This window comes from Pseudoalteromonas sp. B62 (assembly GCF_037162565.1).
Lineage (GTDB): Bacteria > Pseudomonadota > Gammaproteobacteria > Enterobacterales > Alteromonadaceae > Pseudoalteromonas > Pseudoalteromonas fuliginea.
Window position 1 is genome coordinate 722,720 of the sequence record NZ_JARLVB010000002.1, and the last position, 23,164, is coordinate 745,883.

Annotated in this window: 22 protein-coding genes and 2 pseudogenes; 7 read left to right on the plus strand and 17 right to left on the minus strand. The window is 40.3% G+C overall.

The window, feature by feature from the left end:
- Positions 1–4 precede the first annotated feature (4 nt).
- Positions 5–292, minus strand: a complete 288-nt coding sequence (locus tag P4S71_RS07735; protein ID WP_154903741.1) for a hypothetical protein — start codon at positions 290–292, stop codon at positions 5–7.
- 245 nt (positions 293–537) lie between these two features.
- Here P4S71_RS07735 and P4S71_RS07740 point away from each other — a divergent pair, with 245 nt between their 5' ends.
- Positions 538–921 (plus strand): RNA-binding S4 domain-containing protein, encoded by a 384-nt coding sequence (locus P4S71_RS07740; protein ID WP_337119578.1) that lies wholly within the window; start codon positions 538–540, stop codon positions 919–921.
- Positions 922–1,644: 723 nt separating this feature from the next.
- Entirely contained in the window at positions 1,645–4,389 is a 2,745-nt protein-coding gene (gene acnA, locus P4S71_RS07745; RefSeq protein ID WP_096793936.1) for an aconitate hydratase AcnA, read from the plus strand.
- A 245-nt stretch (positions 4,390–4,634) separates the two neighbouring features.
- Here the strand turns inward: acnA and P4S71_RS07750 are convergent, their stop codons facing one another.
- The 4 genes from P4S71_RS07750 to P4S71_RS07765 form a co-directional block, all read right to left on the minus strand.
- Entirely contained in the window at positions 4,635–5,156 is a 522-nt protein-coding gene (locus tag P4S71_RS07750) for a DUF4124 domain-containing protein (RefSeq protein WP_007376199.1), read from the minus strand.
- 131 nt (positions 5,157–5,287) lie between these two features.
- A complete protein-coding gene (locus P4S71_RS07755; protein ID WP_033029261.1) occupies positions 5,288–6,028 on the minus strand; it encodes a phosphoadenylyl-sulfate reductase in 741 nt (246 codons plus the stop codon).
- Between the two features lie 42 nt (positions 6,029–6,070).
- On the minus strand, positions 6,071–7,768 hold the full coding sequence (gene cysI, locus P4S71_RS07760) for an assimilatory sulfite reductase (NADPH) hemoprotein subunit (protein ID WP_337150405.1): 1,698 nt from the start codon (positions 7,766–7,768) through the stop codon (positions 6,071–6,073).
- 61 nt (positions 7,769–7,829) lie between these two features.
- On the minus strand, positions 7,830–9,644 hold the full coding sequence (locus tag P4S71_RS07765; protein ID WP_337150406.1) for an assimilatory sulfite reductase (NADPH) flavoprotein subunit: 1,815 nt from the start codon (positions 9,642–9,644) through the stop codon (positions 7,830–7,832).
- A gap of 305 nt (positions 9,645–9,949) precedes the next feature.
- Here P4S71_RS07765 and P4S71_RS07770 point away from each other — a divergent pair, with 305 nt between their 5' ends.
- The 3 genes from P4S71_RS07770 (at position 9,950) to P4S71_RS07780 (ending at position 13,612) form a co-directional block, all read left to right on the plus strand.
- Entirely contained in the window at positions 9,950–11,587 is a 1,638-nt protein-coding gene (locus P4S71_RS07770) for an endonuclease (protein ID WP_337150407.1), read from the plus strand.
- A 338-nt stretch (positions 11,588–11,925) separates the two neighbouring features.
- On the plus strand, positions 11,926–13,029 hold the full coding sequence (locus P4S71_RS07775) for an ISAs1 family transposase (protein ID WP_337150408.1): 1,104 nt from the start codon (positions 11,926–11,928) through the stop codon (positions 13,027–13,029).
- Between the two features lie 130 nt (positions 13,030–13,159).
- Entirely contained in the window at positions 13,160–13,612 is a 453-nt protein-coding gene (locus tag P4S71_RS07780) for a hypothetical protein (RefSeq protein WP_337150409.1), read from the plus strand.
- A gap of 237 nt (positions 13,613–13,849) precedes the next feature.
- Here P4S71_RS07780 and rpsQ read toward each other — a convergent pair whose 3' ends face one another.
- From rpsQ to rpsJ, 11 genes are read right to left on the minus strand one after another with little or no spacing between them, the layout of a single operon-like run.
- Positions 13,850–14,107, minus strand: coding sequence for a 30S ribosomal protein S17 (gene rpsQ / locus P4S71_RS07785; RefSeq protein ID WP_002957888.1), 258 nt, complete (start codon positions 14,105–14,107; stop codon positions 13,850–13,852).
- Positions 14,107–14,298 carry a 50S ribosomal protein L29 gene (gene rpmC / locus P4S71_RS07790; protein ID WP_002957889.1) on the minus strand — a complete coding sequence of 64 codons (192 nt, stop codon included), beginning with the start codon at positions 14,296–14,298 and terminating at the stop codon, positions 14,107–14,109. Before rpmC ends, rpsQ begins: the two co-directional genes overlap by 1 nt.
- The gene (gene rplP / locus P4S71_RS07795; RefSeq protein WP_002957890.1) at positions 14,298–14,711 is read right to left on the minus strand and encodes a 50S ribosomal protein L16; all 414 of its coding nucleotides are present in this window, start codon (positions 14,709–14,711) and stop codon (positions 14,298–14,300) included. Before rplP ends, rpmC begins: the two co-directional genes overlap by 1 nt.
- A gap of 12 nt (positions 14,712–14,723) precedes the next feature.
- Entirely contained in the window at positions 14,724–15,425 is a 702-nt protein-coding gene (gene rpsC / locus P4S71_RS07800; protein ID WP_006791356.1) for a 30S ribosomal protein S3, read from the minus strand.
- A gap of 11 nt (positions 15,426–15,436) precedes the next feature.
- Positions 15,437–15,769: a 50S ribosomal protein L22 gene (gene rplV / locus P4S71_RS07805; protein ID WP_002957892.1), complete on the minus strand. Its 333-nt coding sequence runs from the start codon at positions 15,767–15,769 to the stop codon at positions 15,437–15,439.
- Positions 15,770–15,782: 13 nt separating this feature from the next.
- Positions 15,783–16,061: a 30S ribosomal protein S19 gene (rpsS, locus tag P4S71_RS07810; protein ID WP_004588689.1), complete on the minus strand. Its 279-nt coding sequence runs from the start codon at positions 16,059–16,061 to the stop codon at positions 15,783–15,785.
- Between the two features lie 15 nt (positions 16,062–16,076).
- A complete protein-coding gene (gene rplB, locus P4S71_RS07815; RefSeq protein ID WP_007376192.1) occupies positions 16,077–16,901 on the minus strand; it encodes a 50S ribosomal protein L2 in 825 nt (274 codons plus the stop codon).
- 15 nt (positions 16,902–16,916) lie between these two features.
- On the minus strand, positions 16,917–17,219 hold the full coding sequence (gene rplW / locus P4S71_RS07820; RefSeq protein WP_337150411.1) for a 50S ribosomal protein L23: 303 nt from the start codon (positions 17,217–17,219) through the stop codon (positions 16,917–16,919).
- Positions 17,216–17,821, minus strand: coding sequence for a 50S ribosomal protein L4 (rplD, locus tag P4S71_RS07825; protein WP_002957897.1), 606 nt, complete (start codon positions 17,819–17,821; stop codon positions 17,216–17,218). Before rplD ends, rplW begins: the two co-directional genes overlap by 4 nt.
- Positions 17,822–17,838: 17 nt before the next feature.
- Positions 17,839–18,474, minus strand: coding sequence for a 50S ribosomal protein L3 (gene rplC, locus P4S71_RS07830; protein ID WP_002957898.1), 636 nt, complete (start codon positions 18,472–18,474; stop codon positions 17,839–17,841).
- A 27-nt stretch (positions 18,475–18,501) separates the two neighbouring features.
- Positions 18,502–18,813: a 30S ribosomal protein S10 gene (gene rpsJ, locus P4S71_RS07835; RefSeq protein ID WP_002957900.1), complete on the minus strand. Its 312-nt coding sequence runs from the start codon at positions 18,811–18,813 to the stop codon at positions 18,502–18,504.
- 417 nt (positions 18,814–19,230) lie between these two features.
- On the opposite strand from rpsJ, the pseudogene plsB reads away from it, so the two are divergent.
- Positions 19,231–21,668, plus strand: a pseudogene (gene plsB / locus P4S71_RS07840) (glycerol-3-phosphate 1-O-acyltransferase PlsB).
- A gap of 20 nt (positions 21,669–21,688) precedes the next feature.
- On the opposite strand, the gene tesB reads toward plsB, so the two are convergent.
- On the minus strand, positions 21,689–22,546 hold the full coding sequence (gene tesB, locus P4S71_RS07845) for an acyl-CoA thioesterase II (protein ID WP_002957902.1): 858 nt from the start codon (positions 22,544–22,546) through the stop codon (positions 21,689–21,691).
- Between the two features lie 77 nt (positions 22,547–22,623).
- On the opposite strand from tesB, the pseudogene P4S71_RS07850 reads away from it, so the two are divergent.
- A pseudogene (locus P4S71_RS07850) lies at positions 22,624–23,084 on the plus strand (EVE domain-containing protein).
- Positions 23,085–23,164 lie beyond the last annotated feature (80 nt).

Genomic DNA, 23,164 nt, shown 5'->3' on the forward strand with positions numbered 1-23,164 from the left:
CAATTTAATTTGTTTGGCTATCTAACCAAGCATCAACACTTTTGCGAGTATATAAAACTTCTTTAAACAAACGATGACGTTCAAATTCAAGTTTTGTTTTTCTCGTGGCATCACCACTAACTAAACGGCTATGGGTATCATTGAATTTTGAAATTACAGAAAAACCGCGCTCACCTTGATCAGCTTGCTTTTTTACAGAATTAGCAAGGTGCTCTCTAACATCGTCAGCAGTTAACATACCTGAATTATCTAATCCCATTAGCTCTTTTTTCATTGCTAATCTTACGCCCATTTCCTACTCCATTTAATGAAAAATATTTATTCCGCCAAAGTTTTAGCAATTAGCAGGCCATACGTAAAATTAACTGCTGCAAAGCTTAACCTTCAATTGCTTCAGTTTTTTTAAAGACAGACAAAATACATAAAAACTTTCATAACTATTTACCTATTACAATTAGCTAAAGTCACTTGCTTTGGTGCAAAAGTAGCTGCAAGCCTTTATACTAAAGCTTGTGCGTTACCCCACCGAGAGCAAATATGAACGAAGAATACATAGAAATAGAATTAGAAGAAGAGCCGATTGAGCTCTGTAAATTATTAAAAGTACTAAACTTAGTTGAAGGTGGCGGCCAAGCTAAAAACCTAATAACTGAAGGCTATGTGGGTGTTAACCATGAAATTTGTACAATTAAACGGAAAAAATTATACAGTGGTGATGTGTTAGAATTTGATGGTGAGTTTTTTCAACTATCACTAAGTGCGGATGCAATCCCTGCAGAAAAACCTGCTGTACAAACTCACACTGAACCAAAGCCGGCGGCCTCTCAACCAACAGTTCAGCCTGCTAAAAGTAAGCGTAAGCGAACTAAAAAGCCAAAAGTAGATGACAAAACAGGACGTCGTCCTATTTCATTTGGTTAAGTATTTAAAACCCCTCTTTTTATATAAAAAGGCCAACTTATATAGTTGGCCTTTTTACTCTTCAATAACCTAGGGCATGTTAGTAAATAATAAAAATAAGGTGGTTAAATGCCTGTCAATAGGTTTAAACCTGCTGTATGGGTGTCAACTCGTATGGAACTTACTTGGCGTTATTGTATTTTTATGCAGATGATGACTCCCAAGATGATAATTAAACCAACTATAAATCAACAAGCTGCGCATTCTAACATTCCTATTTAGTTAACCATTACATTTACTATTGCCGTATTAAGAGGCACTTTTGGCCGGTTTTACTTTGTGTGAGTGTTAAAGTTACGCAACAAGGCTGGTTACAGTAATTATACCAATTGCATTAAATTAGTGGGCTATTATAACGCTAAGAAAATAGCGTAATCACGAGGCGAAATTACGATATATAGTTGTTCTATAAAAATAATTTTTAACGCAGTGAGTGCGCTATTTAATGCGACAAAATGATCATTTTTTAAATCAAGTAGGTATCAGTATGGGCCGAATAACGTTTGGCCCCCTCCCTCTTTTAAATCATCCTTGAAAATAAAGTTTTCAGCATCATCTCTATCTTGGTAACTGTATAAATTTCGTTCTCTAAGTATGGTTTTTTACGCTGGTATGTACTTTGCAACTCAAGCACTACAGAGGTCACTCTTCAAAATATTTTTATAATTCATAAAGGGGCAAATAATGAATAATAGTTTCGACACCCAACATCAGCTCACAATTAATGGTGAGCAATACCATATTCATTCTCTAAAAGGACTTGGTGACAAAGCAAAACGATTGCCCTTTTCCTTAAAAGTATTACTCGAAAACCTCCTTCGTAACGAAGATGGCGCAAACATTAAAGAACGAGACATTCAAGCTCTGCTTAATTGGGATCCTCAAGCAAAACCAGCATCTGAAGTTGCCTTTACCCCCGCTCGTGTTGTTATGCAAGATTTTACAGGCGTACCCGCTATTGTAGATTTAGCCGCAATGCGTGACGCAATGGAAAAATTAGGCGGAGATCCTGCAAAAATAAATCCGTTATCACCTGCTGAACTTGTTATTGACCATTCGGTACAGGTAGATGGCTATGGTAACGAGGGTGCTTTCGATTTAAATGCAAAGCTTGAATACGACCGAAATAAAGAACGTTACGAATTTTTGCGTTGGGGGCAAACCGCTTTTGATAATTTAAAAGTAGTGCCACCCGCAACCGGTATTGTTCACCAAGTAAACCTAGAATATTTAGCGCGCGTTGTTTTTAATGAAGAGCGCGACGGCAAAAAATTCGCTTACCCAGATACGCTTGTAGGGACTGACTCTCACACCACCATGATTAATGGCTTAGGTGTGCTTGGTTGGGGTGTAGGCGGTATTGAAGCCGAAGCAGCAATGCTTGGGCAGCCAATTAGCTTACTCATCCCACAAGTAGTGGGTATGAAGCTAAGCGGCCGCCTACCTGAAGGGACCACCGCAACTGATTTAGTATTAACAGTAACAGAGATATTACGTAATCATGGTGTAGTGGGTAAATTTGTCGAGTTTTATGGCGACGGTCTTGCCGATTTACCACTCGCTGATAGAGCAACCATAGCTAACATGGCACCAGAGTACGGCGCTACGTGTGGTATTTTTCCGATTGATGATGAAACTATTAACTATCTTCGCTTAACAAACCGCGATGAGAAGCAACTTAAACTCATTGAAGATTACGCTAAGCACCAAGGCTTATGGCGTAACGATGGCGACGAAGCTAATTACACCGACACACTCGAGCTTAAATTAGATGATGTTGTACCAAGCCTTGCAGGACCTAAACGTCCTCAAGACAGAATTGCCTTAAATGAGGCTGGCAAAGTTATTAGCGAGCATTTAAAAGGCTTTCAAGATGAGCGTATGGCTCGTCGTGATAAAAGCGATGAAGAACAAGCTCGTATCGAAAGTGAAGGGCCGGCAACAAACCCCGATGAACCTGTTGATGAAGCGCAATTTATGGGCGTCGCTAAAGTTAAATTTAAAGGGCAAGAGTTTGAGCTAAACGATGGCGCATGTGTTATTGCCGCCATAACCAGTTGTACTAACACCTCGAACCCGAGTGTAATTTTAGCCGCAGGTTTGGTCGCTAAAAAAGCGAAGCAATTAGGTATTAATGTAAAACCTTGGGTTAAAACATCCCTTGCACCTGGCTCTAAAGTAGTTACCGACTACTTAGAAAAAGCAGGCTTGATGGGTGACCTAGAAAGTCTAGGCTTTAACTTAGTTGGCTATGGCTGTACGACGTGTATTGGTAATTCAGGGCCACTTGCAACTGAAATATCAGACGCGATTCAAAAACATAAATTGGTAGTGAGCTCTATTTTATCGGGTAACCGTAACTTTGAAGGGCGTATTCACCAAGATGTTAAGATGAACTTTTTAGCGTCTCCTCCGCTTGTTGTTGCATACGCTATTGCAGGTAGAACAGATATTGACGTATACAACGAACCTCTAGCTCAAGATCCTAACGGCAACGATATTTACCTTAAAAACATTTGGCCAAGCGTTAAAGAGGTTAGTGACTTAGTTAAAGAAACAGTGACTAAAGAAATGTTCGCAAGAAGCTACGCTAACGTTTATGAAGGTGACAGCCGCTGGCAGCAAATTCAAATACCTGATGGTAAACTTTATGATTGGGACGATGCATCAACCTACATTAAAAAAGCACCCTTTTTTGATGGCATGAAAGTAGAACCACCGGGCATTCCGACGATTGAAGGTGCGCGCTGTCTAGCTAAGCTTGGGGATTCAGTAACCACTGACCATATTTCCCCGGCGGGCGCTATTAAAGCAGATGCACCAGCAGGTTTATACCTGCAAAAAAACGGCGTAGATAAAGGCCAGTTTAACTCGTACGGTTCACGCCGTGGTAATCACGAAGTAATGATGCGCGGTACTTTCGCCAACGTTCGCCTTAAAAACTTATTAGCACCGGGAACTGAAGGCGGTGTAACACGTACCCAGCCAGAAAATGACTTAGCAAGTATTTATGATGCAGCTATGGAGTATCAAAAAAACGGAACTCCGTTAATTATCTTGGCCGGTAAAGAGTACGGTACGGGATCATCTCGCGACTGGGCAGCTAAAGGTTCTCTTTTATTAGGCGTTAAAGCGGTTGTAGCGCAAAGCTATGAGCGAATTCATCGCTCTAACTTAATTGGTATGGGTGTATTACCGCTGCAATTTAAAGAAGGTGAAAGCTACGAGTCACATGGGTTAACAGGGCAAGAGCAATTTGATATTGATGGCTTGTATGATAAAACCGATGAAGTCACCGTTATTGCAACCAATGCTGAAGGTAAAAAAGTTAGCTTAAGTGCCGATGTACGTATTGATACCCCTAAAGAGTGGGATTACTACAAACACGGCGGCATTTTACAATATGTACTGCGTAATATGCTCGATTAAGCAAAGTATGTTTTAAAAATAACAAAGGCCTCCCTTTTAATAAAGGGAGGCCTTTTTGTGACTGGCCATACATTAATTGTATCGAGCTACTTTACTGTTGAGCATGATATTAAGGGGATAATGGTCGCGGCTGCATATATTGCTATAGGGGTACTATTGCCACTTCGACAAAGATATATTTAACCATATTATTCATGGAAGCCGAGAAACGTTATCGTGACGTGTCTATAAAAACCTTAGCTTTATTATAGACCGCTTAAGCTATTAATTTCTTTGTTACGTTTTTCAAGTTTATCTTGTACGCTCCCTGCATCTTCAAATAACTTTTGAACAGAATCAGGATCTAAAATACTTATTGTTTCTGATGCTGCTGACATACTTGATACTTTTGGAGTGTTATTTAAAATAGACGTATCTTCTGCGGCAATAACTGTAATATCTTTTGGATTGAGTTTAACCTCAATGCTTTTTGCATGCGGATTTGGCGTGTCTGAAAAATGCCATTGACCTGTGTCATCTTGCCATTTAAAAATTTTACTATTTGAGGCTGTAGAGCTCACTATTTTTTCGCTTGCTTGCTTTACGTTATGTACAGCATTATCAAATGTATTACCGGTGAGCGTCGCTATTTTTTCTTTAATATGATGCGACTTGTCACTCATTGATGACACTGAAAGCCATGTTTTACCATCGGGCTTTTTTAAATAAAATAAAGATATGAGCGCAATAGTCATGATTGATATTGCTAAATAGGCAAAGTATTTCATAGCGTTCCTGCTTTAAATTAATCCTTTATCCTTTGAGTCTAATTAAAAATACTTAATCCGGCAATTTTTTCACAATAAAAAAGCAGCCGAAGCTGCATTTTTATTTTCGATTTAGCTATACGTGTGCCGCGTTAAATACCATCGCCATCAATGTGTAACCCACACTCACGATTTAAACCAAAGAAACGAGTTTCTTCTTCTGTCATACCCGGCTCTAATTTACGCGTAGTGTGTACATCTCCCATCGACACATAACCTTGCTCCCATAATGGATGATAAGGTAAGTCATGCTTAGTAAGATACTGATACACATCGCGATTCGACCATTCAATAATCGGGTACACTTTAACTGTGCCACGACTAATTTCTACAAACTGTTTATCTGCACGTGTAGATGATTGATCGCGTCTTAAGCCACTAAACCAAGTACCCGCTTCAATTTCTTTTAACGCACGGGTCATTGGCTCTACTTTATTAAGCTGATTATATTGCTTAATTCCACCTTCGCCTTGCTCCCATAATTTACCAAATTTAGCCTCCTGCCATGCAGGACTAAGCTGTGCTCTATACACCTTTAAATTAAGTGATAAGCGCTCGCTCATTTGCTCAATAAACTGATATGTTTCAGGAAACAAATAACCTGTATCGGTTAATACAACAGGAATATCAGGACGCTGTGAGGTCATTAGATGCAGCATTACCGCTGCTTGAATACCAAAGCTAGATGATAAAAAGGCCGTATCAGGTAAGTTATCAAGCGCCCACGCAACGCGCTGCTCTGCGCTCATATTTGCTAGTAAACCATTAGCATCAGCTAACATAGCCGCTTGGCTTTGTTTATCTAGCTGTAAAATGTTTTTAAATTCACTCATGGTAAATTCCAAACCTCACCAGCGCTTAGCGCTGGTATTTAATTAAGCGTGAAAATCGGTTACTGATACTTTTACTTCAGCAACAATGCCTTTGCGAATAACAAAGTCACCAAAACACTCACCGTCGTTGCGCTCTTTAGCCCACTGGCCAATTAGCTTATCAAATGCGTCTAGGTAAACATCTTCGCCTACGTTCTCAAGGTACAATTTAGGAATACGTGTGCCTTCTAAATTACCACCTAAGTAAACGTTGTACTTACCAGGACCTTTACCTACTAAACCAGCTTCAGCGAGCATTGCGCGGCCACAACCGTTAGGGCAACCTACAACGCGCATAATAATGCTGTCATCTGGTATACCGTGCTTAGCAAGTAATGCTTCAGTTTTTTCTACTAAGCTTGGTAAGTAACGCTCTGCTTCGGCCATTGCAAGTGGGCACGTTGGCAGTGAAACACACGCCATAGAATTTTTACGCTGCTGCGAATCTTTGTCGTCAATCAGGCCATGGCTACGTGCAATCTCTTCAATCACGGCTTTTTGATCTGCAGGTACGCCAGCAATAATTAAGTTTTGGTTTGCCGTCATACGCATATCACCTTGGTGAACTTCTGCGATTTTACGACAACCTGTTTTAAGCGGCTTGCCTGGGTAGTCTAAAATACGACCACTTTGAATAAATAGCGTTAAGTGGTGCTTACCATCAATGCCTTCAACCCAACCAATGCGGTCGCCACGATGAGTAAACTCAAACGGGCGACTTGGTGCAAACGTAACGCCTGAGCGCTTTTCAACTTCTGCTTTAAATACATCAACGCCAACACGGTCTAATGTGTATTTAGTTTTTGCATTTTTACGGTTTGAACGATTACCCCAATCGCGCTGCACAGATACAACATGCTCTGCAATTTTTAAGGTATCTTCTAGCGGTATAAAACCAAAGTCATCAGCCTTACGCGGATACGTAGCCGTATCACCGTGAGTCATGGCAAGGCCACCACCAACAAGTACGTTAAAGCCAACAAGCTTTCCGTTATCAGCAATTGCCACAAAGTTTAAGTCATTCGCATGCACATCAACTTCGTTATTAGGCGGAATTGTTACCGTTGTTTTAAACTTACGCGGTAAATAGTTAGATCCTAAAATTGGCTCTTCCGTGGTTTGCGCTTTTTCGCCATTTAACCAAATTTCGGCATACGCTTTTGTTTTTGGTAATAAATGTTCAGAAATCTTTGTAGCCCAATCGTAAGCCTCTTGATGTAGCTCAGACTCAACTGGGTTAGTAGTACAAAGCACATTACGGTTAACATCACCTGCGGTAGCAATAGAGTCTATGCCCACGCTATCAAGCATTTGGTGCATGCCTTTGATGTTTGGCTTTAGCACACCATGAAACTGAAACGTTTGACGCGTTGTTAAACGGATGCTGCCGTAGCTTGTTTTTTCATCAGCAAACTTATCAATTGCTAACCACTGCTCTGGCTTAATAATACCGCCAGGCATACGTGCACGTAACATTACATTATGTAGCGGCTCTAGCTTTTGCTTAGCACGCTCACCACGTATATCACGGTCATCCTGTTGGTACATACCGTGAAAACGTATTAACTGAAAGTTATCGGCAGTAAAACCACCGGTAATTTCGTCTTTTAAATCTTGCTCTATGGTGCCACGTAAAAAGTTACTTTCTCTTTTCAAACGTTCGTTATCAGAAAGTTTTACGTTTTTATCTTGTTCGCTCATTTTAAATCCTAAATTTGTTACAGTGACGGCTGCTAGCTGTTAAATAAAATAAGAAACGTGATTAATACACGTCTTTCTGATAGCGGTTTGCGCTACGCAAATCTTTTAAATATTGCTCTGCGTCTTCATTGCTCTTGCCTGTGTTTTCTTTGATGATATCGACCAAGGCGCTGTGTACATCTTTTGCCATGCGATTTGCATCACCACAAATGTAAAAATGAGCGCCAGCTTCCAACCATTCAAACACGTCTTTACTGTTACTGCGCAACTTGTCTTGCACGTATACTTTTTCTGCTTGGTCGCGGCTAAATGCAACATCTACTTTATTAAGTAGGCCCGATTTTAAATAACCCTGTATTTCTACTTGGTATAAAAAGTCTTGAGTGAAATGTGGGTTACCAAAAAACAACCAATTTTTGCCTTGTGCTTCACGCGCATCACGCTCTTGTAAAAATGCACGGAACGGCGCAATGCCCGTACCTGGGCCAACCATGATCACCGGTGTATCATCGTTAGTTGGTAGGCGGAAATTGTCGTTATGTTCGCTAAATACTTTAACTTTACAGCCTTCTTCAGCTCGGCGAGTTAAGTAACCCGAACAACCACCTAAGTGCTCACTATCAAACGCATCAAACTCAACTAAGCCTAGAGTTAAATGCACTTCGTCTTCAACCTCTGCTTGGCTAGATGCAATTGAGTACAAGCGAGCTTGCAGCTTACGTAGGCAACCGACTAATGTTTGCGCATCAATTTTTGCTGGATTTTGGCGAATTACATCAAATATCTGGCGAGGTTCAATATACGCACGCATTGCAGCTTTATCTTCCACAAGCTTTAATAATTCAGGCGTACCTGTTGCTGTTGCGTATTTTTCTACAAAACCTGGGTATGACTGAGTCAGCTCTAGTTTTTCAATAAGTGCGCCGCGTACGCTTAGCTCTTCATCACCTACTTTTACAATGCTTGCTGCATCTATTTGAGTGAGTGTAAGTACTTCATCAACTAATACATCGTCATTTAAAAAGTACACACCTAATGAATCACCTGGTGTATAAGTAATGTCTGAACCTTCAAGTGAAATTTCAACGTGGCGTACATCTTTGGTTGAGTCGCGACCGGTAATTTTTTGAACTGTTAAAAGCTCTGCTTCAAATGGGTTTTGCTTTGTGTATTGGCTTGCTGCAGACGTTGGTGCGCCAAATGGCATTGATCCTACTTGCCCCGAAGTGGCGCCTTGCTGCGCTTTTAAATCTGGCTCAAATGCATCAAGTGCACCGGCGATCCATGTTGCAGCTTCATCTTCGTAATCTACATCTAAATCAGCACGTTGATATATAGTTTGTGCACCAAGTTTATTTAAGCGCTCTTCAAAGTCTTTTGCTGTTTGACAGAAAAACTCATAGCTAGAATCACCCAAACCAATAACGGCTATTTTTACATCGTCTAGTTTTAGCGCTTTTTTAGTGGCTAAAAATTCATGTAGTGTTTCACCGTCTTCAGGAGGCTCACCCTCACCATAAGTAGACACAACGACAGTTAAAAACTTTTCTTTTTTCAGGGCTGTTGGTTTGTAATCAGACATGCTAACCAATTTAACTGCTAGGCCTCGTGATTCGGCCTGCTCTTTCATTTTGGTAGCAACACCTTTTGCATTACCCGTTTGCGAACCATATAAAATAGTTAGTGCTGCAGAATCGCCATTAGCCTGTGCGCCTGAAATAGGAGCTCCTAGCGCAGCTGAATTAGCATTAGCAGCTAAGTAACCACTTACCCACGCTTGTTGAATTGGATTAAGTTCAGCCACTAAACCTTGCAGCTTCTGTACTTGCTCTTGCGATAGCGGACTTGCCGCAGCATTTAGTTGACCTAACAACATGAATCGATTCCCCATAACCCTGAAAATTAAACACAATACACTTTATGTATTGTTAAAAAATGAGTTTTACCTCATCCAGAGTGTATCTGTTGAGGTTTTCTAAGTATGTAGGATAACGGGGTCTGCATAGATAAAAAAAGAATAGAATCTGCTTTGATATTCCATTTAGTTATTAATTTATAAAATTACCTTCAAAAACAGATTAAAGACTTATTGTTGCTTTTTATCGAATTTTAAATTAACAATTTTGTAACTAAACTAATATAAGGTATATTCTTCATTCAAAATAAAAAATAGGAATACTCATGTCATACGGGACATATAAAAACAAACTACTTAGTACGGCTTTATTACTCGGCTCACTGCCAGTAATGGCCAATGTAGCTAATGGTAGCTTTGAACAGTGGTCAGGAAATACACCTGCATCATGGACTACTATAGATAGCGGTATTAACTTATCACGCTCAACTAGCACAGTGAAAAGCGGTAGTAGCTCTGCTGCTGTAAATGTAACAACTGGTTCGCAAAGTAACACGGATTTACTACAGCAAGTTGCTGTTGAAGCAGGCCAAACTTACGATTTTTCTGCTGATATTTACCATACGGAAGGTAAAATTAAAGCCCGTTTGTATGTCGATGGTTACCAAGGCTATTCAAATGAGGCGCAAACGAATCAATGGCAAAAAATCAGCCATAGCTACACAGCAAGTAGCAGCAAAACAATTAACGTGGGTCTGCGTTTTTATGATGTTAGCGGATTTGACGGTAGCGAAATTGTCTACGTAGATAATTTTTTACCAAATAGCGATGGTGGCTCATCAACAAGCTGTTCTGACAATAGCCTTACCCTAATGCTTAATACCGATAATTATGGCAGCGAAACAAGTTGGTCTATTAATAATAGTCAAGGTAGTTCAATTGCTAACGGTGCTGGTTATGAGTCAAACACTCAGTATGATGAACAAATATGCTTAACTGATGGGGCATACACGCTTGTAATTAGTGATAGTTATGGTGATGGCATGTGTTGCTCTACTGGTAATGGTAGCTATACACTTAAGCAAGGCTCTATCACTCTTGCCAGCGGTGCGAGCTTTAGCAATACAGACAGCTCAGCTTTTGAGTTAGGAAATTCTGGCACAGAACCTGGTGATGGCTCTGGCGGAACTAATCCAACACCCACTGGTTATTATGTAACGACACAGGGCTTAACTGGCTATGCGCTGAAAACTGAGCTTTATAATATTACTAAAGATCATAATGCACAGGGTTATTCGGCGATTTGGAATTTTTATGATTCATCAGCACGTGATAAATACTTTGAAAACGATAATAGTATTTTAGATATGTATAGCGAAAAGCCAAACGGTTCAGACAGCTATAACTATACAGCCGTGAGCGATCAGTGCGGTAACTATAGTGGAGAAGGCGGCTGTTACAACCGTGAGCATTCATTCCCGAAAAGTTGGTTTGGCGGCACTATTGAACCTATGAACTCAGATGTTCACCATATTTACGCAACCGATGGTTATGTAAACTCAAAGCGTAGTAACTATCCATTTGGTGAAGTATCAAGTGCTTCATTTACATCCACTAACGGCAGCAAATTAGGTTCAGCTACAAGCTCATTAAATTACTCAGGTACTGTATTTGAGCCAATTGATGAATTTAAAGGTGACTTTGCACGCGCTTATTTTTATATGGCAACACGCTACGAAAATGTAATTGGCTCTTGGCAAAATATAACAACCTCAAGCAACGCAGTACTTAACGGTTCACGCAACCAAGTATTTGAAAGCTGGGTTGTAGCCATGCTGCTAAAATGGCACAACAGTGACCCTGTTAGCCAAATGGAATTAGATCGTAACCAAGCCGCTTATGAATTTCAAGGTAATCGTAATCCATATATCGACCATCCTGAATTTGTAGAGATGATTTGGTAATAGCGAATAAACAAAGTAAGAGCCTCAGCATTTTCTGAGGCTACTCAAAACTCTCCTGACCCAATACGATAGACTCATAGCGCTTCCCTGTTAACTTTATCAACCAAACACTGTCTTTAAATGTACGGCTAAAATACACCGTTTGCTCATTGGGATTTATAGCATGTATGGAGAAGTGACTCACATTTTCATTAATCCACTATTTAAATAGCATATTGGCGTTTAAGTAAAATAACTAAATAAACTAACTACTTTAGTAAGACAGGGCAAGATCATACTTAACTTGATTATTACTTCGAATCTGTGATCAAATCGCCTTTTTCTCAAAGGCGATTAACATGTCATTCATCAACCATTTCAACGACATTCAAGATACTCGTTCACACATCAACAAAAAACATGAATTGCTGGATGTTATATTCCTTACAGTCACTGCGATTATTTCAGGTGCTGAAGGGTGGAAGGATATTAAGCAATTCGGTGACAGTAAACTGACTTGGTTACGTAAGTTTCGTTCATTTGAAAATGGTATTCCTGTCGATGATACGATTGCTCGTATCATTAGCTCACTGGCCCCTGAAGCTTTATTAGCTTGTTTTGTTTCTTGGGTTAATGAGCTTAGAGATGCGAATAATCAAAGCGTCATTGCCTTTGACGGTAAAACACTTCGCCATTCTTATGATGGTGATAAAAAAACAGCTATTCACAGTGTTTCAGCTTATGCAGTTGAACAGGGCCTAGTACTAGCACAATGCAAATCAAAAAGTAAGAAGAATGAAGTATCAACAGTGATGGCACTTATTGAATTACTTGAGCTTAAAGGCAATATCATCACAGCAGACGCGATGCATTGTTTAAAGAAAGTGACGAAAGCCGTCAGCAAGAAAGACGGAGACTATTTGCTGCAAGTGAAGAATAACCAAGGAAAATTGAACAAAGAAATTCAAGCCTACTATCACAAAGTCAGACGAGAGCAGCCATTACTCATCCAGCAAAATAGCCATGAAACAGTAAATGATGGGCATGGTCGAATAGAGCAGCGCACTTACACTCAACTGTTGGTGACAGATTGGCTTGAGCAGCGCCACGGTTGGGTCAATTTCAACTCCATAGTCGAGGTAGTACGACAGCGTTATGTTGGTGATAGTCATACAATGGAAACGAGTTATTACATCAGCTCGCTAGGGATAAACCCAGAGCAAGTAGCCAAGTCTATTCGCCAGCATTGGGGAATAGAAAACTCAGCACACTGGGTATTAGATATGACATTTAAAGAAGACGATTCACGTATTCGTCGAGGTGATGCCCCCGAGAATATGGCGACCTTTAGACGATTTGCGATGAACTTAGCGAAATTAAGCGCGATAAAAGACAGTATGAAAGGTAAGTTGAAACAGGCTGCTTGGTCAGATGAGGTAAGAGAGCAGCTTATTTTAGGATAAATAACGCTCAAGTATGATTTTGCCCTGTTTAGTAAGAAGAACCGATAGAGTTTTGTGAGTATATCAATTTTAAACTGTGGTAAGCTCAATTAGCACTCAAACTACGTATATATTAGAAGTGAAATAATTAATGAGCACATCCTCTGTTTTGATAAGCTTAGCACCGTCTGTTATTGCTATAGTTAGCATGTTAGTTTCAATGATTAGTGCGGTGATTGCTTGGCGGATGCGCCAACATACGGAAAAAATCCAATTAATTGAATATAAAAGGATCGTAAGAGTTACATCTGCACATATAAATTCTCTATGGAATGATGTTATACAAGAAGCTAACTTCGCAAAAGTAAAATCCTCAACACTTAACGTCGATCAAAACTATTTAGAAAGAATAGAGTCAGCAGGTAATAGAGCTAAGAAAGGTCAAAAAAACTTCGCCAAAATGATTGCTGAATACAAGGAAAGAGAAAGAGATCTCACGATTAAAGATGCTGTGGAAGAAATCCTAATTCTTGAAGAAGTGAAAATTAGCGTTCAAGGTGATGTACAAAGAATAAAAAACGAATTTAGTTTTTGCTTAGATTAATTTATTAACTTAAGTATATCTAAAGCATTAGGAGTAACATTTAAACTAATGTTTAAATTTTTTACATATTAATGACCTTTTCCTTTAAGCTTTTATAAAACTCAACACAAACTACTGCGTTTCAATCAACTACGAACAGCTTATAACTAAAAACTTACCGCTTACAGCTTTTTTAAACGTAAAAAAAAGCCCCAGCTAATGCCGGGGCTTTTTTACAAAACTAACTTAATTAAAAAATTAAGCTTGTTTTGGACTAGAAATAACGTCTACTAAAGTCCAAGATTTATTCTTAGAAATTGGTGCGCATTCACGGATAGTAACTACGTCACCCGCTTTTGCTGTGTTATTTTCGTCATGTACGTGTAACTTAGTCGTACGTTTAATGAATTTCCCATAAATTGGGTGCTTCACATAACGTGCGATAGCGATAGTGAAAGATTTTTCCATCTTGTCGCTGATTACACGGCCTTGAAGAGTACGAATTTTATCGCTCATTATTGACCTGCCTTCTGGTTAATAACTGTTTTTACACGCGCGATATCGCGGCGTACTGTTCTTAGCGTGTGTGTCTGAGCTAACTGACCAGTGCTAGCTTGCATGCGCATATTAAATTGCTCACGAAGTAGTCCTAGAAGTTCAGCATTAAGCTCTTCTACGCTTTTGTCTTTTAGTTCGCTAGCTTTCATCACATTACCGTCCGAGTTACGAAAGTTGTTTTGAATGGCAATTTACGAGCAGCAAGGTCGAATGCTTCACGAGCAAGCTCTTCTGAAACACCTTCCATTTCGTAAAGTACTTTACCAGGCTGAATTTCAGCAACCCAATATTCAACAGAACCTTTACCTTTACCCATACGAACTTCAAGAGGTTTTTCTGTAATCGGTTTGTCAGGGAAGACACGAATCCAGATTTTACCTTGACGTTTCACGTGACGCGTCATAGCACGACGAGCTGCTTCGATTTGACGAGCAGTCATACGGCCACGGCCAGTTGCTTTCAATCCGAAAGTACCGAAGCTTACTTTGTTACCGTTTTGCGCTAAACCGCGGTTGCGGCCTTTGTGCATTTTACGGAATTTTGTACGTTTTGGCTGTAACATTAGTCGCTACCTCTACTTAGCACTTTTCTTGGCTTTCTTTGGTGCGCGTTTAGCTGGCTTCTCTTGCTCTTGTACTAGTGGTAAACCACCAATAACTTCGCCTTTGAAGATCCAAACTTTAACACCAATGATACCATAAGTGGTTAAGGCTTCAGAAGTTGCGTAATCGATATCAGCACGAAGAGTATGTAGAGGTACACGACCTTCACGATACCATTCTGAACGTGCGATTTCAGCGCCGCCAAGACGACCGCTAACTTCAACTTTAATCCCTTTAGAACCGATGCGCATTGCATTTTGTACCGAACGCTTCATAGCGCGACGGAACATAACACGACGTTCTAGTTGAGAGGCAATGCCGTCTGCTACTAGTTGTGCATCTAGTTCTGGTTTACGTACTTCAGAGATATTAATCTGAGCAGGTACACCAGCGATTTTAGTTACCGCTTGACGTAATTTTTCTACGTCTTCGCCTTTTTTACCGATAACAACACCCGGACGAGCCGTGTGAATTGTTACGCGGATTGATTTTGCTGGACGCTCAATAACGATTTTAGACACAGAAGCCGTTTTTAATTCCTTAGTAAGGAATGCACGAACTTTGTGATCGCCAAAAAGCTGATCAGAGAAATCTTTAGAACTCGCGTACCAGGTAGAAACCCAAGGTTTAGATATACCTAGGCGAATACCAGTAGGATGAACTTTTTGTCCCATTACTTATACTCCTAGCTATCTGAAACCATAACAGTGATATGGCTTGTACGCTTAAGGATGCGGTCTGCGCGTCCTTTAGCACGAGGCATAATACGTTTCATTGTAGGACCATCGTCCACAAAGATCGTAGTTATACGAAGCTCATCAATGTCAGCACCTTCGTTATGCTCTGCGTTAGCAATAGCAGACTCAAGTACTTTCTTAACTAATACAGCCGCTTTTTTAGGGCTGTACGCCAGGATTTCTAGTGCGCGATCGACAGGTAATCCGCGGATCTGATCTGCAACTAGACGTGCTTTTTGCGCCGAACCAGAGGCGAATTTATGTTTAGCTAATGCTTGCATTTATCTTCCCCTCTTAACGTTTCTTCGCTTTCTTATCCGCAGCATGGCCACGGTAAGTGCGAGTTGGTGCAAATTCACCTAGTTTGTGACCGATCATTTCGTCAGAAACGAAAACTGGTACGTGCTGGCGACCATTATGGACAGCAATGGTCAATCCGATCATGTTAGGTATGATCATTGAACGACGGCTCCAAGTTTTAATTGGCTTCTTCTCACCGCTTTCCAAAGCTTTCTCTACCTTCTTCAGCAAGTGTAGGTCTATAAAAGGACCCTTCTTGAGAGAGCGTGGCATGGCTATTCCTCAATATTACTTAGTACGACGACGTACTATAAATTTATCCGTACGCTTGTTCTTACGCGTCTTCGCACCTTTAGTCGGCTTACCCCATGGAGACACAGGATGACGACCACCAGATGTACGACCTTCACCACCACCGTGTGGGTGATCTACCGGGTTCATGGCAACACCACGAACTGTCGGACGAATACCACGCCAGCGATTTGCACCTGCTTTACCAAGTGAACGAAGCATATGCTCAGCATTGCCTACTTCACCTAGAGTCGCACGACAATCAGATTCAACTTTACGAACTTCGCCTGAACGAAGACGTAATGTTACATACTGACCATCACGAGCAAGGATTTGAACGTATGCACCAGCAGAACGTGCGATTTGAGCACCTTTACCTGGTTTTAATTCTACGTTGTGAACAGTCGAACCTACAGGCATATTACGCATTGGTAATGCATTACCAGGTTTGATTGGTGCATCAACACCAGACTGGATTGCATCGCCAGCTTTTAAGCCTTTTGGTGCGATAATGTAACGACGCTCACCGTCTGCATATAATACAAGAGCGATGTTTGCGCTACGATTTGGATCGTATTCTAAACGTTCAACAGTGGCTGGAATGCCATCTTTAGTACGTTTAAAATCGATTAAACGGTAATGTTGTTTATGACCACCACCGATATGACGAACCGTAATACGACCATTGTTATTACGACCACCTGATTTAGAGTTTTTCTCTAAAAGTGGTGCGTATGGCTTACCCTTATGTAGATCTGGGTTAACCACTTTAACTAGGTGACGACGGCCCGCAGAAGTAGGCTTACACTTTTGAAGTGCCATAATTCTATCCCCTTATTACTCGGCGCCGCCGACAAAGTCTAGCTCGCTGCCTTCTTTAAGAGTAACGTAAGCTTTCTTCCAGTCGCTACGACGACCGAAACGTGCGCCAGTACGTTTTGTTTTACCCTTAACGTTAAGTGTGCGAACACCAGTTACTTCTACTTCAAAAAGCTTCTCAACTGCTACTTTAATTTCAGCTTTAGTTGCGTCATTTGATACTTTAAAAACAATAGTATTGTTTTCTTCAGCAGCAATAGTGCTTTTTTCAGAGATATGTGGAGCAACGATCACTTTTAAAAGACGTTCTTCGCGGATCATGCTAGCGCCTCCTCAAGTTGCTTAACAGCAGCGGCTGTAATAAGTACCTTGTCGAAAGCAATTAAGCTTACAGGATCGATACCAGCTACATCACGCGTGTCAACCTTATAAAGGTTACGTGCCGATAAGAAAAGATTTTCATCTACTTCTTCAGTCACGATAAGAACATCTTTAAGCTCAAGTTCTTTAAGCTTAGCAACTAGTTCTTTAGTTTTTGGTGCTGCTAGAGCAAAACTTTCAACAACGATTAAACGCTCTTGACGAACTAATTCAGATAAGATGCTTTTAATCGCACCACGGTACATTTTACGGTTTACTTTTTGGCTGTGGTCTTGTGGTTTAGCTGCAAAGCTAACGCCACCTGAACGCCAAATTGGGCTACGGATTGTACCGGCACGTGCACGGCCAGTACCTTTTTGAGCCCATGGTTTTTTACCACCACCGCTTACTTCAGAACGTGTCTTCTGAGCACGAGTACCTTGACGAGCACCTGCTGCGTATGCAACAACTACTTGGTGTACTAATGCTTCGTTAAACTCACGTCCAAAAGTAGCTTCAGAAACTTCAAGACCGCCAGAAGCGTCTTTAATTGCTAATTCCATCACTAAATCTCCAGGACTTATGCTTTAACAGCTGGTTTAACGATAACGTCACCGCCAATAGCTCCAGGTACTGCACCCTTAACTAAAAGCAAATTACGCTCAGCGTCAACGCGAACTAGTTCTAAGTTTTGAGTCGTTACACGCTCAGCACCCATATGACCGGCCATTTTCTTACCTTTAAACACCTTACCAGGTGATTGGTTTTGACCGATTGAACCAGGAGCACGGTGAGATAGAGAGTTACCATGTGTAGCGTCTTGCATGCTGAAATTCCAGCGCTTAACACCACCTTGGAAACCTTTACCTTTAGAAGTACCGGTTACGTCAACCTTGTTGATTTCGTTGAATAATTCAACAGTAAGCTCTGCGCCTACTTCAAAATCGCCTTCACCACCGTTAAGGCGGAATTCCCACAGACCGCGACCCGCTTCAACACCAGCTTTAGCGAAATGACCCGCTTTAGCTTTGTTTACACGACTTGCTTTTTTAGTGCCTGCGGTTACTTGAAGCGCGTTATAACCGTCTGTTGCGTCAGATTTGATCTGAGCAATGCGGTTAGGTGTCGCTTCAATAACTGTCACAGGGATAGATACACCATCTTCAGTGAAGATTCGTGTCATACCCACTTTACGACCGACTAGACCTAATGCCATTTTCCTAAAACCTCTCTAATCTTTCGATTAACCCAGGCTGATTTGAACATCAACACCAGCAGCAAGATCTAAACGCATAAGCGCGTCTACAGTCTTGTCAGTTGGTTCTACGATGTCTATCAGACGTTTATGGGTGCGGATCTCGTACTGATCACGCGCATCTTTATTAACGTGCGGTGAAGTTAGTACAGTAAAACGTTCAAAGCGTGTAGGTAGTGGGATTGGACCACGTACTTGTGCGCCAGTGCGTTTCGCAGTTTCCACGATTTCTGCCGTTGATTGGTCAATCAAACGGTGGTCAAAAGCTTTTAGGCGAATACGAATGCGTTGATTTGACATTCTTAACCTCAATATAAAGAGCATTTAAAAGAGCATAAAAAAACGACCGAAACAATCTTAAAACTTAAGATGTCGGCTGTTTGATTATATCTACGTTGAGTTCCAAATCGGAACTCCTGTTTATTAGCTTGAAATCCAAGCTTAATTTATCCTTTCTAGTTCCCTAGGGAATTTTGAAAGCCTGCGTATTATAGAGGTATTGGTGATAAATGCAACAACTATTTAGAAACAATACAATGACTACTAATTTGATTAAATAAGCGCCCGTACATACTCACTGGCTATACTTGAACTAATACCTCTACTATTAGTCAATTAATAAGTTAACTACTCAATAGCGCAAACTAAAGAATTTTTAGATATTATGGTATCCTATTGCGCTAATTTTGCCTTTAATACTCTCAATATGGTGAGTCGATGCGTATTTTTAATTATTGTTTAAATGTTTTGTCTGCTGGATTTAGCCGCTTACTAGTACGAAGTAAAGTGCTGCCAGAGAACCCCATTGAGCAGTATGATCTAAACCCAGAATACCCTACATTTTATATAGTGCGTTTAAATTCACGATTTGATTTAGCGGCACTCACACATGTATGTAAAAAACATGGTTTGCCAAGCCCAATTGAAGAGCAAGTATTAGGCTCTCAGCATTTAGAGCGTTTTATTGGAATCAAAAATCCACCACCATTATTTGGCGACAAAGCTAAACCAACAAATGCTTTAGCTCAAGGTAAGCAAATTATTGAACACTTAATTAATAGTGGTCAACAGAACGTACAAGTTGTACCTGTTACAATTTTATGGGGCCGCGATCCGGGTAAAGAAAAACCAGGTTTACGCACATTAATTACACACTCGGTAACACCTAGTTGGTTTAGAAAGTTTTTTGTCGTGTTGTTTTCAGGACGTGATAACTTTATTCGCTTTAGTCAACCTCTCGACTTATCGCTTTTGGTAAACGAGAAAGCCGATGTAAGTGAGTTACCACACAAATTACTGCGTGTCGCTCGCGTTCACTTTAAACGTCAAAAGCTCGCAGCTACTGGCCCAAAAATGCCATCTCGTGAACAATTATTTAATTCTTTATTAGCGTCCCCTACAATTAAAAAAGCAATCCTAGATGAAGCTAAAGCTAAAAATATTAGCCAAACTGAAGCTCGTCAAAATGCACTCAAGTTACTCGACGAAATAGCCGCTAATTATTCTGAAGCAATGATACGTGTAGCTGAGCGATTTTTAACGTGGTTGTGGAATAAGCTTTATAACGGTATTAATATTAAACACACAGAACAACTTCATGAATTGACTAATAAAGGCCATGAAATAATCTATATGCCTTGTCATCGCAGTCATATGGACTACTTGCTCCTTACTTACTCAATATATCATTTAGGTTTAGTACCGCCACATATAGCTGCAGGTATTAATCTTAACTTTTTCCTGCCGGCGGGATATTTAGACGCTCGGGGGCATTTTTTATTCGTCGCTCATTTGCAGGTAATAAGCTTTATTCTGCCATCTTCAAAGAGTATTTAAGCCAACTGTTTATTAAAGGTTACTCTGTTAAGTTTTACACGGAGGGCGGTCGAAGCCGAACTGGGCGCTTACTTCCGCCTAAAACAGGTATGCTTTCAATGACCTTACAAGCGATGCTTCGCGGAATAGACAGACCAATATCTATTGTTCCTGTGTACATTGGCTACGAGCACGTAATGGAAATAAACACTTACCTTAAAGAGCTGGATGGTAAAGATAAAAAAGGCGAATCTATTTTCGGTATTTTTAAGGCGATTAAAAACCTTAAAAACTATGGTCGTGGTTATCTAAACTTTGGTGATCCAATTTCAATTAATCAATATTTAAACGACAACCAACCCGATTGGCGTGATTCAATACATCCTACCGATGTACAAAAGCCACAATGGTTAGGCACACAAGTAACTCAACTTGCTGATCAAGTAATGATTAAAATTAATAATGCAGCAGCACTTAATGCTGTTAACTTATTGGCGATGATTTTACTCGTTAACGATAAACAAGCATTGAGTAAGCCAAAACTTTTAGCACAACTTGATTTTTACCTGCGCTTACAACGCGATGCCAGTTATAGCGATAAAGTAACAGCGCCTGACGAAACACCAGAGCAATTACTAACACATGCATTAAAGCTTAATAAGTTTGAAGTTATTAGTGATGAATTTGGTGAAATAATCACAATTAGTGATAAAGAGAAAGTTTTATTTAATTACTATAGAAACAATATTTTGCACTTATTCGCAGTACCAAGTTTAATTGCACTGCACCTATTTAAACAACACAGCACTACGATTACTCAATGCCAGCAACTTGTAAAAACATTTTATCCGCTATTTGCTAAAGAATGGTACTTACAGCCTCTTGATGAAAACTATATAACACGAATTTTAGCTAACTTTGCTGATCAAAATTTAATTGAGTTTGATGGCGATAACATTCATATAACGAACAGTAATGACTGCCTAGCTAAGCTTGAAATGCTTGGACGAGCACTTAGCTTCACTCTGCAACGATACGCTATTGTAATTGGTTTTATTCAAACAAGTGATGGCATTGAAAAAGCAGAACTTGAAAGAGAAAGCCAAGTGCTCGCGCAACGTTTAGGCACACTGCATGGCATTAAAACACCTGAGTTTTTTGACAAAAAAGTACTTGTTAGCTTTATCGATAACTTACGTGGAGAGTCATTAATAACAGAAGGTGAAGAGGGCTTAGTAGGTAGCACACAACTATGTGAAACCTACGCACACCTTAAAACATTACTGCCAGCACGCGTCTGGCAGTCAATCAGCGATATAGTACAAGACCAGTGTAACTAGCAATGCATTTACAGAAGGGGTTAGCGCTGGCGCATAACCCCTTCTTGCATTGTTGAGGCAACCAAGTTGCCTTGGCGATCAAAAAACTGCCCGCGTACTAAACCACAACCATTGCTCGCACTTGGGCTATCAATTGAATACAAAATCCAATCATCCATTCTAAATGGGCGATGAAACCACATTGCATGATCAATAGTAGCTACTTGCATATTTGGCTGCATAAACGATACACCATGAGGTTGTAATGCAGTTGGTAAAAACTCAAAATCAGACGCATACGCTAATAAGTAATTATGGATACGCTGATCGTCCGGCATTTCACCATTGGCTTTAAACCAAATATGTTTTACTGGCTCCATAACTTCTGGCTTAAACGGGTTATGAAATGTCACAGGTCGCATTTCAATTGGCATCTCACGGGTAAACTTATTACGGATGACTTCAGGAATGTGTGAAGCGTTATCTTGGTAAAACTCAAGCGATGAACGTAGTTCTTCAGGTGCGGGAACATCAGGCATCGTCGCTTGATGCGACAAACCATTTTCTTCACCCTGAAACGACGCAGTCATATAAAAAATAGGCTTACCGTACTGAATCGCTTTTACTCGGCGTGTACTAAAACTCTTCCCATCTCGAATAGTTTCAACATCATAAACAATGGGTTTAGCCGGATCGCCTGGGCGTAAAAAGTAAGAATGTAATGAATGAACTATTCGCCCTTCAGGTAGAGTTTCTTTAGCGGCAGAAAGCGCCTGCCCCATAACTTGACCGCCAAACACAGCACCAAAGCCTAAATCTTGGCTTTGTCCTCGATATAAACCTTGCTCAATTTCTTCAAGTGTTAACAACGACAATAAATCATCTAATACTTGGCTCATCATTTCTTCCTCATTACCCTGATATTCAAATGATACTATACAATAGTGGGAAGTAAATATTTGTTAGGAATACTGTTATGGCTTACTGGCTTTTTAAAACTGAACCTGATGCGTTTTCATTAGATGATTTAAAAAACGCTCCAAAACAAACCACTCTTTGGGAAGGCGTACGTAATTACCAAGCGCGGAACTTTATGCGTGATGGCGTTAAAATTGGCGACTTGGTGATGATTTATCATTCAAGCTGTAAACAAGTGGGTGTAGCGGGTATTGCTATAGTTACAAAAGAAGCCTACCCAGATCCCACTCAATTTGATTTAAGTAGTGATTATTACGATGCTAAAGCCACCAGCGAAAATCCTCGTTGGGTTGTCGTTGAAGTAACCTATCAAAGCCATCTAAAAAAGTTGGTGAGTCTTAAAGATATAAAAGCGAATGATTCAATTACTGAGTTAGCACTAAAAAAGCAGGGCGATTATCTGTTATGCCAGTCACAGAACATGACTGGCTGCAAATAGTGAAGATGGTTAGTACTTAGCTTTATTCTTTCGGTCTTTAGACGCAATCCAAAGCAAAGAAGTAACCTGTGTCAAAAAAGTCACGACACTGAGAAAAGAG